The 14,768-nt window shown below is 55.3% G+C and carries 8 protein-coding genes; 7 read left to right on the top strand and 1 reads right to left on the bottom strand.

The window, feature by feature from the left end; all coding sequences use genetic code 11:
* Entirely contained in the window at positions 1–3,414 is a 3,414-nt protein-coding gene (locus tag SH528x_RS20545) for a DUF1583 domain-containing protein (protein ID WP_442505325.1), read from the bottom strand.
* Between the two features lie 305 nt (positions 3,415–3,719).
* Between SH528x_RS20545 and SH528x_RS20550 the strand changes: the two genes are divergently transcribed.
* The 7 genes from SH528x_RS20550 to SH528x_RS20580 all read left to right on the top strand — a co-directional run bounded on the left by SH528x_RS20550 (position 3,720) and on the right by SH528x_RS20580 (position 14,766).
* On the top strand, positions 3,720–4,433 hold the full coding sequence (locus SH528x_RS20550) for an RNA polymerase sigma factor (protein WP_442505326.1): 714 nt from the start codon (positions 3,720–3,722) through the stop codon (positions 4,431–4,433).
* A gap of 72 nt (positions 4,434–4,505) precedes the next feature.
* Positions 4,506–7,097, top strand: a complete 2,592-nt coding sequence (locus SH528x_RS20555; RefSeq protein ID WP_442505327.1) for a DUF1549 and DUF1553 domain-containing protein — start codon at positions 4,506–4,508, stop codon at positions 7,095–7,097.
* A 41-nt stretch (positions 7,098–7,138) separates the two neighbouring features.
* Positions 7,139–8,470 (top strand): DUF1501 domain-containing protein, encoded by a 1,332-nt coding sequence (locus SH528x_RS20560; protein ID WP_442505328.1) that lies wholly within the window; start codon positions 7,139–7,141, stop codon positions 8,468–8,470.
* On the top strand, positions 8,467–10,122 hold the full coding sequence (locus SH528x_RS20565; protein WP_442505329.1) for an EF-hand domain-containing protein: 1,656 nt from the start codon (positions 8,467–8,469) through the stop codon (positions 10,120–10,122). Before SH528x_RS20560 ends, SH528x_RS20565 begins: the two co-directional genes overlap by 4 nt.
* Positions 10,123–10,177: 55 nt before the next feature.
* Positions 10,178–11,245: an AAA family ATPase gene (locus SH528x_RS20570; protein ID WP_442512148.1), complete on the top strand. Its 1,068-nt coding sequence runs from the start codon at positions 10,178–10,180 to the stop codon at positions 11,243–11,245.
* Between the two features lie 156 nt (positions 11,246–11,401).
* Positions 11,402–12,388 (top strand): DUF58 domain-containing protein, encoded by a 987-nt coding sequence (locus SH528x_RS20575; RefSeq protein WP_442505330.1) that lies wholly within the window; start codon positions 11,402–11,404, stop codon positions 12,386–12,388.
* Positions 12,385–14,766: a BatA domain-containing protein gene (locus SH528x_RS20580; protein WP_442505331.1), complete on the top strand. Its 2,382-nt coding sequence runs from the start codon at positions 12,385–12,387 to the stop codon at positions 14,764–14,766. Before SH528x_RS20575 ends, SH528x_RS20580 begins: the two co-directional genes overlap by 4 nt.
* Positions 14,767–14,768: the final 2 nt, after the last annotated feature.

Below are 14,768 nucleotides of genomic sequence, written 5' to 3' on the forward strand. Positions count from 1 at the left end.
TCACGGTTGTGTCGGCGGGAACTGCAAGTAATTGAAGATGGATCGAAGCGGTGCGGGCGTACCGTGAATTCGCAGCCGTTCCCACGATGCAGCCGCCATCCGCTGCTCACGTCCGGCATTGACCCAAAGGTGGACGGAGGTTGCCTTCAGACCGTGTTTCACGGGGTAGCTGGCAATGATTTTTGTTTCCGCCGAGTCCTCTTCGGAATACATGAAATAGAGTACGCGATCATGTTGCACGATGCGGTATTTGTCGGGCATTTTGACAGGGATCGAGTGCATCACACGGTAGACCGTCACTCCACCGGGCGAACGAGCAACGATCCGGGGACGCAGCATGAATTTCCCGTCCGATCGATGGCGAAGAATGATCGTCGCTTCATTGATATGCAACTCGTCGGAATCCAGTTCCATGGTTTGTGCCGATTCGAGTCCAATCTGTAACGCGATTTCGCTAGACGCTTCTTCCGGGTATCCGCGATCGAGCTTCATGATTCGAAAGTCGACTTCGACATCAAAATCGGGTTCCAGCAAGACTTTCTTCAGTAATCCATAGCGTTTCAGAAATTCATCGCCTTGCACCGAGACCGTCGCACCTCGAGCGTCCGAGACGACGTCTCCGATCGTCGCGGAGACTTGCAAGAAACCGGCGTCGGCAAGAGATTGTTTGGTGAAATCAACGGTTTCCACCGCCTTTGTTTTTCGATGTGAGTTCAGCATCGACAGCGTTTTCGCTTGGTCGGGTACCGTCATCAAATCAATTTTGTCGGCCCGGATTTCAAGCTTGGTCCAGTTGACACTCATATCCAAGCCTTTGCCGACGTCCGTGATCAATTGCAGCCCTTGCGCACCAATTTTCCCTGGCGGGATTGTGGTCGATGAGACAATGCGAAAAACGGGCGAATCCCCTTCCGCATGTAGCCCATAGACCGTATTTCCACGTCGCAGGATGCGAAGTCTCCCGGACGTCGATTCATCCACGACATTGGCGCCGCCCGTCCAGACTACTTGGCCTCCCGCATTCGTTTCTTTATGGCCAAACCCCAAGTACTGATGTCCGTGCATCCGATCACGGCGGCGATTGATGGCACAACGATCAAACGTTGGATTCTCCAGTCGCACTGCAATCCCGATTCCGCAATGCCAGGTCGGTTTTCCTGCTGAGATTTTAAGGTCCTTGTAGTCGGCAATCACATCAAAATCACCTTCGATGATCCCGCAGACGTTCATCGTTCGGACGCCCGCCTCGGAAGAGTGGACCATTTGCACGCCATCAATCAGCTCGGTCACAAATGACGGGTCGCCTTCGAAATCAAACAAGTTTGCAGGAATTCCGTCACGAAAGTAGTGGACGAGCTGGGATGGCAACACTGTCGCTTCCTGGTCCATCCGATTGACTTCATCGGAAGCCAACGGTTGGTTCTTCAAAGCCGGCAGGGCTGTGGGCCAATCGCCTGTTAGTCGTAGGTTGCGCACGACAGCACGAGTTTGATCTCGATAACGGAACATTCCAAATTTCCGCGACTCTGGCGTCGGTAGTTCCCATTGCCCGACTTGCTGGCCATTGAGCGTCAACGTCACGCGGCGATCGCGGATTTGCATCTCCGCCGAGTTCCAGCCCAACTTTGGTTCGGTTTCGAGCGAAGAAGGCGAGCTTTGTGTGGCGAGCTCGGATACGTTATCCGGCCGCAATTGGGATTTATCAAATCTGCCATCGGTCAATTCGTGCAAGCGAACGCCGTTAGGGGTGATCAAGAACACGGTTCGTCCCAGCACCGGATGCACTCCGATGCCCTCGGGATGGTATTGGAACTCGTAGGCAATGTTAGCGTCCCAGCAAAGAGGGCGGACATATTGAATCAGGTCTTCGTGGTAGCTGTGACGCACGCCGCTTGCGGGTTTGCTGATCAGTTCAATGGATTGCTCATTGCCGATATTCGTTTCCCACTCACCAAGTCCATCCCCGAGTTCAGGATCATAATAGCTGGCCCAACCGCTAAGCGATGGATCAGCAAGCAAATCGATGGATTGGGGCACCTGGGGTTCGCCAGTCAGATGCAAATTGCGGATTTCGGACACGGTTCCTCGCCAGCTTCGCAGTACCACCCACGGTGTCAATGAATGTTTCTCATCCGTCTGGAACACCCGACGTCCATTGAAAAAGTGATCTGCGCTGCCACCGCCGCCAACCACCGCTCGTAAATGACTGACCGATTCAATCTCTTCAAGTTTCGCATCGAGGGCGATCTCGCGGTTGCCTTTGGACATCGCAGCGACGCCCACGTGTGTTCCTCCGTGAATCGGTATCACCGCGGTTCCCTGGACCATCAATTCGGTGAACGCGCCAGGGCGAGTGCTGACTTCGGCATTTACCTCGAAATCTCCGGCAAGCGGTCCTCGGTAAGCCAGGCAATCAATTTCATGTCCCGAGATTTTCCATGCTCCATCAGCTCCGATGTGAAATCGGGTAAGCGGGCGAGCTGCCGCATGCGACGCAGCGTCGGAACGGCTAAAAACATCGTACAACGATTTTGCAGACGCGATGGCGAGCGGCGGTTGATTCTGCTCAGCCAGGAGCTCGGCTTCGGCACAACGCCCTTTTAGCAGCCGCAGGTAGTCGTTGATCACATCCAATTCCAGTTCCGAACTGTATCCGCTCAAATCGGCATAGACCCCGAACAATTCCTCCTTGACGAGATGCGATGTCAGCGGATTTGCGGCGGCGGACCAGAGCATCAGTAAGTCAGGCCACCGCTCGGTCGCCGAGGCGGCGTTATGCGAGCCACGTTGCCAACCGAAACGGTCTTCTAGCCGTCCCGCAACCGCAGCGACGTCGCCTAATTCGATTTCGATCATGCAGAGCAGGGTCGACTGATCCGCCGCCTGTTCCGGTGACGTCGGCTTAAAGAATTCGGTTTGCCGTTGTAAGTCAGCTAATTGACCGAGCAGCGATGCCGCTTGGACCAACTCACGGGCCGGGGAAAGCAACCATGCTGATTCGGGGCAAGCGTTTAGATCGACTAAGCTGTCGACGCCAGTTTCGTGTTGCCCGAGACTTGTCGATGACCGCCGAAACGCACCACGCAGCCGGAATCCGTGCCCATGACCGGGCAGCACCCAGCGAGACAGTGCGTCAAAACGCTGAGGGAGCGGCAATTCACGTGTCTGTTGGCAAACCGTCACCGCGTTTTGCTGCAATAGAGGCTCGCCAAAAAGATGGCACAGCACGGAGGAGTCTCGTGATGAATTGCTGTCCACTGGATGATCGATCCCAGAATCGGCGGCCCAGGCCGCGATCACGCCCGGGGCGAATAACAGGATTGCCGCCATCCTGCTAACGAAGCCAACACATCGATGCTGGATTCGCGTGTCTCGCCCTTTCTGCATCAAGATTGCCGCGGCTGAATAACGCATCGTCGAAGGCTTTTTCCTATACTGAAGCGTGTACATGAGTGAACGGGAACGCTTTCATTGTTGCAGAACAAAGGATCGCGTTGGGATGCTAAGGCAACAAAAAGTCCGCTCGATGGAACAGCTCTATAGAAGAGTCGAGTGAGCGTCAAATTTCATGCGGGAAAATCGTCAACATTTGGCATTTTGGGGTGACTTGCAACAAATCGAGGCTTTTTATCAATTTCGTCCGCGTGATTGCTCGTTCCCGAGCGACTAACACCTCACACACGGTACGATTGCGTGGTTGATGACCACGATTCGCGAGGGTGATTTTGGACAACGCTGAATTTATTGACGGATTACGAAGGCAGGACCCTGTCGCTGCGAGGCACTTGAACGAGTGTTTCGTGCCGTCAGTCTGGCGGTTCGTTTACGCTCGCGTTGATCATGATACGCACCTTGCCGAAGACATCGTGGCCGAGTCGGTTTTGGCGCTCGTAACAGCCGCCGCCAGCGGAACCGCGATTGATCATCCGGCCGCCTGGATGCGAACCGTCGCGGTGCGACGAATCCAAGATCACTTTCGCGCCGCGGCACGGGTTCAACACCTAATCGAACAAGCGCAACAGCAGACCCAGGTCATCGATGAACTAGATCCAGCAGCAAAACATGACCAAAAATTAAAACGGCAAAATGTGCGTGAGGCGATGGACGATCTTCCCGAGACCTATCGTCTTGCACTGGAATGGAAGTATGTCGATCAAGTCAGCGTGAAAGTGATCGCAAAACGACTTAATGCGACGGAGAAGAGTGCAGAATCGGTGCTTTATCGAGCACGTCAAGCACTTCGGAATCAATTGAACAAACACGGCGTTGAACCTTCGCAATCGGACGCCGCAAAGATGCCACAAAATACGGACGGATCGCCGGTCAAAGGTGAATCCGCCAACCAGACTAAGCAAGCCAACGGGGATTCGGATTCGTCTTTGCAAAAGGGACGATCACCTCTTTTCGAACCGCGTCTCGCACGCGAATCCTGATGCGGATTGTTCAGTCGCCAATAGCAAAACACAGCGGATCCAGTCGCGACTCCGACGAAGTGCGTAATAAATATGACACACGACCTAACTTCTAACCCACTGCCTGACGACTCAGGCCAAATTGACGACGACAAACTGTCGGCCGATGACGATAGCGGTTTGGCAGTGATGTTGTCGGACGCTTTCGATGCGCCACCGGTGCCGAAAACATTGGTTCGACGGTTGGATGAGGGAATTGCGGCGCAGTGGGGCGAGTCACCTGAATTGGCATCCTCGCGACTCGGCGGCGCTGTCGCCGTCGCCCGCAGTGGAACAAATTGGCTTCGTACCTGGCCGCTAGCCGCAGGGGTGGCCGCAGCATTCATGATCGCGTTTGTGTTGAGCACGGGTTCGAACAATCACGCATGGGCAGCGGTCGTCGATGCGATCAAGCGGCAGGGGTTGATTCAGATCGAGGCAGCGGACGGTATGCGTTGGCTGGATCTTTCCAATTTAGTCGTAGGCCGCCAAACCGAATCGCAATCCCAATGGGTCGATGTTCGCAAGCGATCGGTGCTGACTCGATTGGCCGACTCGGACACCGTTTATCGAACGCCACTAGAGATTGACGCGGACGATTCAGCCACGGACTTGCTGTTGACCGCCTTCCTGCTGGATCAACCATTGTCATCCGAAACGCTTGCCCCGTTGCGTGGGATCAAGCTGATCGAGCAAAAATGGGAAGAGCAGACGGTCGACGGTCGAGACATCATTGAACTGCATGTCCGCTTCCAAACTGCTGCGGGAGCACCCTTCTCACTTTCGCTGCAATTGGACCCTGAATCGAATTTGCCGTTGTCGGTTCAATCCGGAAGCGGTGATGAAGCGCGGCTCACTTCGCTGGCGTATTCTGATCAGTCGTTGGCGGAGTTACAATCGAGTCATTTTCCAAACGACATGACGATCGTGGACACGTCGACGGTGCCAGTAGACTCGATCAGCTCATTGGATGACGCTTCCACGGGCAACCAGAACGAAAGCCATCCACGCGCCACCGACTCAAAACAGCGGAACGCGTTTGTCGACACGCTGCCGATTGGACCAGCAAAAAAATGGGTGCCCGTCGCCGTGGTGTCCTCGACGGATGCGGAAGTACTCGAACGAATCAACACGATCCTTGATGATTTGTGGCAGCGTGAAGAGGTTCGTCCCGTCGACATGGCGACCGACCTTGAATTGTTGAGGCGAGCCTACTTGGATCTGGCCGGCCGCACGCCGACGGTAACCGAGGTTCGACGATTCTTGCAGGATCAAGGTGCCGATCGGTACGAGCGACTGGTCGATCAGTTGTTGAGCAGTCCTGACCACGCGTCGCAATTGGCAGCGGTGTGGCGATCTTTTTTGATCCCCGAAGGGGTCGATTTGGACGCATTTGGCGGACGCGAAGCGTTTGAAAAGTGGTTGTCCGATCGCTTTGCCGCGAGCGAACCTTACGACCAGATCGTTCGCAAATTATTGTTGGCCGAAGGACGATTGTCGCAGTCCGGTCCGCTGTTGTTTTACTCGGCTCTTAAATTGGACGCCGATCAATTGGCGGCACGCACATCTCGCGTTTTTTTGGGGATGCGATTGGAATGTGCCCAATGCCACGACCACCCCTTTGAACCGTGGACGCAAGAAGATTTCTGGAGCTATGCGGCCTTCTTTGCCCAGATCTCGCGTCCCAAGGGTGAACTGGAAAATGTGTCGAGCGTGATGCGGGTCAGCGATGTCGATCGCGGTGATGTGATGCTGCCTGAGACGGAGACGATCGTGCCACCGCGATTCTTGGGCCAACCGTTGCCGCCCATCACTGGAACCCCAAACGCTGCTTCGGGAAACAATACCACAACGGAATCGGCGCGTCGGCAAAGGTTGGCTGCCTGGTTGACCGGACCGAATAACCCGTATTTCGCACGTGCCACGGTCAATCGCGTTTGGGCGCAATTGCTGGGACGTGGGATCGTCGACCCCGTAGACGACTTTGGTGTAAACAATCCGCCCGTGTCACCAGAGCTGCTTGATACGTTGGCAAGTCAGTTTATTGATGATGGCTTCGACTTGCAAAGTCTGATTCGATCGGTCGTTTTGTCCAACGCATACCGGCTTTCCAGTAGTTCGCAGGCAACTGTAAACACAGACGAGGATGCCACAGAGAAGCGGCTGAAACTGTTCGCCCAGATGAACGTCAAGACATTGACTGCCGAACAGCTTTATGATTGTATCTCGGTCGCTACCATGCTTGGGCAAGACAATGCCCCAGCCGCTCAATACACGTTGGCTCGCTTCGGCAACAGCCAGCGTGACATATTCTTGCAGCAATTCGCTACCCCGGCAGCCAATCGTGCCGAATACCTTGCGGGGATTCCGCAAGCGTTAATGTTGATGAATGGGTCATTGATTTCGGGGGCGACCAGCGAACAGACCAGCGGTTTGATCCGATCGCTTGAAGCTCCGTTCTTCACCGACTCACAACGGATCGACGTGTTGTTCATGGCAACGTTGTCACGCCCTGCGACTGAGAAGGAGCGGGAATTGTTGTCGGGATTTATCCCAGAGGACGCTTCACCGTCGGAGCGTTCGGCGGGACTAGCCGATGTCTTGTGGGCGCTGATCAATAGTGCCGAATTCACGCTCAATCACTGATCGTCTGACTTTACTCATTGCAACTATAACGGTGTTCAACCATGCCCCAATCGTTTTCACGACGGCAAATGCTGCAATCGATGGCAGCCGGTTTCGGTTCGGTCAGTGCCAGCGGTTGGTTTCCCGGATTGGCGCAGGCATTGGCCAATGATCCGAATCGGCGTCGCCACTGTATTTTGCTGTGGATGAGTGGCGGTCCGAGTCAAACCGATACGTTTGATATGAAACCTGATCATGAAAATGGGGGCGAATTCAAAGAGATTCAAACTGCGGTTCCTGGTTTGCGATTCAGCGAACATCTTCCTAAGTTAGCCGCGTTGAGCGACAAGTTGGCGGTCATGCGAGGTCTGTCGACGAAGGAAGGTGATCACGGTCGGGGGACGTATCTGATGCGGACGGGGTACAAGCCGATGGGGCCGATTCAGTACCCCTGTATCGGCTCTTCTCTGGCGAATCAGCTCGCTGAAGAGAAAATGACGCTGCCAAGCAATGTCAGTATCGGCACCTACCGCGCGTTCAACCAAGATGCCTTTAGCCCCGGTTTCCTGGGACCACGATTTGGTCCACTGTTTGTCGGTGCCAGCGATGTGCCCGGGTCCGTGGGCAATGACGAAGACGGGTTTCCAAGCTTAGAGGTGCAGTCGCTGCGACGCGCCGACGGGATCGACGAACAACGTATGCGACAGCGTTTGAAAATTTGGCAGAGTCTGCAATCCGAGTTTGTCTCGTCGCGATCCGCAGGCGCAGCAGGGATGCATCACGAAGTCTACGAGGGGGCGGTGCGATTGATGCACAGCGATGACGCGAAAGCGTTTGATTTATCGCAAGAACCCAAGAAACTGCGTGAAGCGTACGGCGCGAACGTGTTTGGTCAGGGCTGTTTGATGGCGCGTCGGTTGATTCAACGCGGTGTGCCGTTTGTCGAAGTTTCGTTGGGAACCAACAGTGGCGGCGTCGGCTGGGATACGCACTCGGATAATTTTCGAGCCGTAGCCGACCTCTCCAAAACACTCGACGATGGTTGGGGGACGTTGATGCAAGATCTGCAAGATCATGGATTGCTCGAATCGACAACCATACTTTGGATGGGGGAATTTGGACGGACGCCAGCGATCAACCCTAGCGCCGGACGCGATCACTTTCCGAACGCTTGGACCAGCGTGCTAGCGGGCGGCGGTATTGCCGGCGGACAAGCGTATGGGAAAACAAGTGAAGACGGTACGAACGTCGTGGATGGCAAGATCGGAGTGCAAGATCTACTCAGCACGCTCTGTTCGGCACTCGGGCTAGGCAGTGCCCCAAGCAACATGTCGCCAAGCGGTCGACCGATCCCAATTTCCGAAGGCACCGTCATCAAGGAAGTGTTGGCATGATCGGCGTATTTCGAATCTGTATTACGGCGGCGTTCGCGGGATCGCTTGGATTCGCCAGCGAATTGACCGCGAGCGAACCGCCAGGATTGCCTGTTTCAGCGACGGTAAAATTACTATCCGATGCGAGAACCGATTCAATGGCATCGGAAGACGAGGTCGTGATGGCAACTGCGGCGCCGCCCGTGGTCACGCTTCCCGGTGAACGGTTACCCCAATACCAAACTCGATACCATCGTCGTGAATTCTTGTCCAGCCAGGAGAACGATCAAGGCGAAATTCGGTTTCTGTTGTGCCTGCCAACGATCGCAACCGAGCCCGCGAAAGCCAACCAGCTTGCAACTCCGATCTTAGTGCGTGCCAAAATCATGATCGATGGTGCACCTTTTACCGAAACACGTCGAAAAAAGGTCGCATCGCTGCTCGATTCGATTGACGCAGCCAGCGAACCCGAGACCACAGTCGAAACGAACGATGAATCTCGCGATCCGCCGGACGATGCTGAATCAGCAGAGGTCCCAGAGAGTGTGGCGGAGGATCCCGCTGCGGCAGCGCCGGTGGCGTTGTCGGCACCGTATCAATTGACCACCGAATCCGGGGAATGGTTGCGGCGGTATGCCGAGGCCACTGGTGAACCGGTCGCCGCCGACGAGGCTGCTTGGTTGATGAATCATTGGACCGATGGACCGACGCTGTTATTGTTGCAACCCTACTTTCAAAGCTTTCGAGCGAATGAGCGGCCTGTTTTTCAAATCCTTGATCGCGATCGGGACGGACGTGTATCCGCTGCAGAACGTAGTGAAGCGGTCGCCGCGTTTCAGAAGTGCGATGCCAATCGAAACGACATTGTCGAAGCCCTTGAAATCGCTGCCGCCGCCCGCTCGCTTGCAGATAATGCCGACGACTCGGCCTACGAACGTCCGTTGTTGCTGTTACTCGCGGATGTACAACAGATTACGCGAGACAACGCAAGCCTTTTTGCAACGATCGCTGCTTTTGACCTGGACCAAAACGGCCGAATCGACGACTCGGAAATCAGCGTCCTTGAAAAACGATTGCCTGACATCGACCTGATGGTTGAATATGTCACTGCCAACGCAAGTAAGTCGAAACTGAGCATTGTCGCGACCTCGGCGGATCTGCAGGCCACCGTCGCGGCGTCATCAACGTCCGATGGAATCGACGTGAACGTGGGTGGCACCACCATCCAATTTTCGGCTGTACAAAATTCGCAGTCAGACCAGATCTCATTGGGCGCCGTCGTCGACGGTTATCCTCTGCTGCCAATGCTGGATCCTAATAGCGACGGACGCTTTACGATTCGCGAGTTGCGAGAACTCGAACAGCGACTTTCCCAATTTGACCAGGATGGTGACGGTGCATTGTCGCTGCAGGAAACACAATCGCCGATCCGCGTGGCTCTGGGACTGGGGCCAACGGTGCATGGCGAACTGGCCGGGCTTAGGCGTTTCAAGCAAGCGGAGTCGACGCCGTCGATCTCGCCACCGGATTGGTTTGTCCGGATGGACCGCAATGGCGACAACGATCTGACACGTGACGAGTTTCCCGGTTTAGATGAACAGTATTCGGCTCTCGATGCCGATGCCGACGGACTGATTAGCGCGGCAGAAGCATTGCAGTTCAAAGCCCCATAAATAAACCCGCAGAAGTCAAACTAATAAGAATATCATGTTAAATCGAATTGACGAAATGACAAAACCGAGTACCAACGGACCGCTCAACCACAGCAACGAAGAATCGATCGACGTGGCTCAAGCGGTTGACCAATTGCATCAGCAATTGACGGCACTTCGCGAACAACTGGCCGGAGTCATCGTAGGACAGCACGAAGTGGCGGAGCAGTTGTTAATCGGAATGCTGTGCCGCGGTCACTGTATTCTGCAGGGCATGCCTGGATTGGCCAAGACGATGTTGGTGGCGACATTGGCCTCGTTGACCGATTTGACGTTTCGCCGCGTGCAATTCACCCCCGATTTGATGCCCGGCGATATCACGGGCAGCGAGATATTGGAAGAGGATCATACGACTGGCAAACGAATCTTCCGGTTCGTCGAAGGGCCCTTATTTGGAAATGTGATTTTGGCCGACGAGATCAATCGGACTCCACCCAAGACGCAAAGTGCGTTGCTCGAGGCGATGCAGGAGCGACAGTTGACAGTGTGCGGCCAGACCTACTCGCTTCCCGATCCGTTCTTTGTCTTGGCGACTCAGAATCCAGTTGAAACCGAAGGCACATACCCTTTGCCCGAGGCACAGTTGGATCGTTTCCTGCTGAAAATTCACGTCGCCTACCCCAGTCGTGATGAAGAAATGGAAATTGCTCGTCGGCAAACCACGGATTACAAGTTCGAGACTGTCAAAGTGCTCGACGAAGACCAGATCCACCGGATGCAATCATTGGTCCGCAGCGTTGTCGTTGCCGACCACGTCTATAACGCGGCTCTCGATTTGGTTCGCGGCACGCGTCCCGAAGAGGGAACGATGTCACCCGAGCTGCAGAATTTGGTGCAATGGGGTGCAGGCCCACGTGCAACGATCTCTCTCTTATTGGCCGCCAAGGCGCGTGCGTTACTGAATCGCCGCTGTCATGCCACAACCGAAGACTTAATCGCAGTCTCCTTACCGGTGCTCCGACACCGCGTGATTTTGACATTCAATGCCGAGGCCGCGGGAGTCGATGCGGACTCGGTACTAAACAGGATCATCGAGCAAACGCCGTCACTAAGCAAAAAGAATCATACTGCGAACAGCAGCTAAGGACCGTCGGAACAATTACTGACGTAGTGGATCTTGCTAAAGATCCCATGCAGACGGGATCTTTAGCAAGATCCACTACGCAACTCCCATCGCTTATTGTTCCGACGATGCTTTCTCGTTTCCTCTCACGATTTTCACCCCCGACACCCCCACTTCATGTTCACCCGTTTTCGCCGTCGTCCGCCCACCGACCTCACACCGGGGCCCGCTGCGTCACCATCGCCCTACGGCGATTTGGTCGACCCGCGAGTGTTGGATCAAATTGGTCATTTGGAACTGTTGTCGCGGAGTGTCGTGGATGGGTTGTTAGCGGGCAAGCATCGCTCAACGACCAAAGGGGGTTGCTGCGAGTTCGCACAGCACCGGCAATATGCCGCCGGTGACGAGGTCCGACAAATCGATTGGCAGGTCTATGCGAGGAACGATCGTTACTTCATTCGTCAATTCGAAGAAGAAACAAATTTGCATGCGATGTTGGCGATCGACGCAAGCGGATCGATGAAGTTTGGCTTGTCGACTCAGAGTAAGCTTGAGTACGCCAAGCAAGCCGCGGCCTGTCTGGCGCGACTGTTGTTGCACCAACGTGATGCTGTCGGATTGACGATTCTGCACGACAATAATCCTGCATTCGTACCAGCGAAACAGCATGCGGCTCATCTGCGAGCGATCTTAGCGACGCTGCAATCAGCTCAGCCCAGCGAGGCGGGCAGCATTGACGTGGGTAGTTTGGGCAAGCAAATCCAACATTGTGCAGCCCGACAACGACGGCGGGGATTGTTTGTGCTGTTCTCGGATTGCTTTAGCGATCTGCAGGAACTTGCCACAGCGCTGCGAATTGTCCGTGCTCGCGGACATGACGTGGTAGTGATGCATGTGCTGGCACCCGAAGAGTTGACGTTTGACTTTCGCCGATGGTCGGCCTTTCAGTCATTAGAAGTATCGGGGCAGCGTATTCATTTGGATCCACCTGCCGTGCGGCAGCAATATTTGGAACGGATGCGACGCTTCGTTGCGGAATTAGAAGAAAACGTGGTGGGCCTTGGTGGCGACTATGTCCGCTTGACCACCGCCGTCGATTTGGCCGACACGCTCGGCTGGTTTCTGCGGAACCGCATGGCACGCAAGGGAGCGAAACGAAGATGAGTTTCCTGAGCGTTGCATTTTTATTGGCACTGCCTCTGGCTGCCGCTCCGCTATTGCTGCATCTGTTTGATCGACGCCGCAACACGGTGATCCAGTGGGGCGCGATGCAGTTTTTGATGGAGGCATCAGCGAGAAAAACCAGTGCCCGTCGGATGAAACAATGGCTGCTCTTGCTGATGCGTTGTTTGGCGATCGCCGCACTCGTGTTCGCACTCGCGCGTCCCTTGTTGCCGTCCGGGTATTTGGGAGGAAACGAACGGGGTGAGACTATTTTTATCGTCGATAATTCGATGTCGATGCTACGTACGGATCCTTCAGGAACGATGATTGGCAGTGCGATCGATCGTGCCATCGAGATGGTGACTGATTTGCCGAACTCAGATGATGTCCGTGTCTTGACCGCCGCACCCTATCCGATGTGGAGTGGGGCGGGACCGGTCCGAAGCGATCGACGAACCCGACAGTGGATCAATTCCGAATTACAGCAACTGCAAGCCACGCGAGGCCGCAGCGATCTTTTGGCGGCGCTATTCGCTGCGGTTCAGGCCGAACATCAACCGACGCAATCCTCGCGTCGCATTGTCGTCTTGACGGACGGTCAAGCTGCCGATTGGGGCCTGGAAGACGAAGCGGGTTGGAAGCGTTTTCGCGAAGTCTTGAACGAGTCACCGATCCGTACCGAAATCCAAACCGTGCGTCTGGACACGTTGAACATGTCTGGTTCCCAGGGAGCCGTATCCAAAGGGAACGTGGCGGTCGATCAAATGATGATTCGCCGCACGATCGTGGGCGTAGACCAGCCGGTGACGATGACAGCTCGGCTGCATAATTACGATACGACTCCGTTTTCCGGCGCTCCGCTTCACTGGAAGATCAACGGGGTCGAACAAGATCAACAATCAATCGACTCCATTGACGCACAACAGTCGTTGGAGGTGAATTGGGAGCATACGTTTGCGACACCGGGGACGTACCGCGTTAGTTCCCGGCTGGAGCACTCGGATGATTTAATCGCGGATAATCATTTTAATATGGTGGTCGAAGTCGTTGACCGCGTCCCGGTTGTCATTGTCGAAAATGCCTTCGATCTCGCCGAGATGCAGCAGGATTCCTACTTTGTCCAAGCGGCGTTGGGGTGGATTGATGGTGTCCCGCTGAGTGACAATTCGATCTACGTGCCGACGCTCGTTTCGCCCGCAGAGTTGGCGACGATGGATCTTTCCGAACAGCGTGTCGTGGTGATTCCCAACCTGACGCGGTTGGACGATGACGTCGTTGAGACACTGACCGATTTTGTCTCCGATGGAGGCGGTTTGTGGATCGGACTTGGCCCTCGAACGGACGTCGATTACTTCAATCACTCGCTGTTTGCGGACGCCAGCGGGCTGTCGCCGTTGAGGATCGACCGCATCGTCGACGCGGATGGTGCTGACGACGCAGCGGATCCGGCCGACGCCGATCAGCCGGTAACCCGCCGCACCCGAATCGATCCGTTTCGCAGCACGCACCCGGCGACACGCCAATTGGCCGATGACAAACAGCTTGATTTAGCCGACGCGGTAATCCGGCGCCGCTTCCAATTCGTTACGAGCGAGAATAGCAAATCACTATCGGTGCTACTCAACCTCAGCAACGGACAGCCTTTGGCGGCGGAGAACTTTGTCGGTCGGGGGCGAGTGATCGTCCAAGCGGTTCCGCTACGACTGCAGTGGAGTGATCTCGCACGAACCCAGTCGTTCGTGGTGATGGTTCGTGACTGGATTGACTATTTGGCGCAGCCGCGCGCGACCCAGTACAACCTGCAACCCGGTGAGCCCATCGTGTTGCGGATACCGTATTCCGAGGGGGCGGGGCAAGCCAACCAGGACGCGGCGACGGCGATTTTGAGAACACCGCATGGGGACGCAATCGAGTTGACCGCCAATCAACGTGACAATGGCTTCGAATTTCGCTCCAGCCGCACTCGGTTGCCGGGTGAATACGAATTGGAAATCGGGCTCGCTGATCAAGCGATTCCCTTTCAAGTGCTACGAGACGCCAGTGAATCAAATTTGGAACCCCTCGGTTCCGATGCGGTTCAACAGATTGCGGCATCGACCACCGCAAACCCGTCGATCGAACGATTGTCCGCGACGGCGTCGACGCAATCCGATCCATTGTGGCCCTATCTTCTTATCGGATTAATTTTGCTGATCACGGGCGAACTGGTCCTTTCCGGCATTCTGGCTCGTGAGCGATTTGGCATCGCGGGGATCCCCGAGTTTTCCGAAATGGATGCCCCGACGTTGGGTGTGACGATTGGCGATACGGTCACAGAGCAAACGAACTCGCGGGATCGCAGTTCTCTCGTTGACGCAACACCCTCGGAGGTGAATTGAGC

Source organism: Novipirellula methanifontis (genome assembly GCF_052161655.1).
Classification (GTDB): domain Bacteria; phylum Planctomycetota; class Planctomycetia; order Pirellulales; family Pirellulaceae; genus Novipirellula.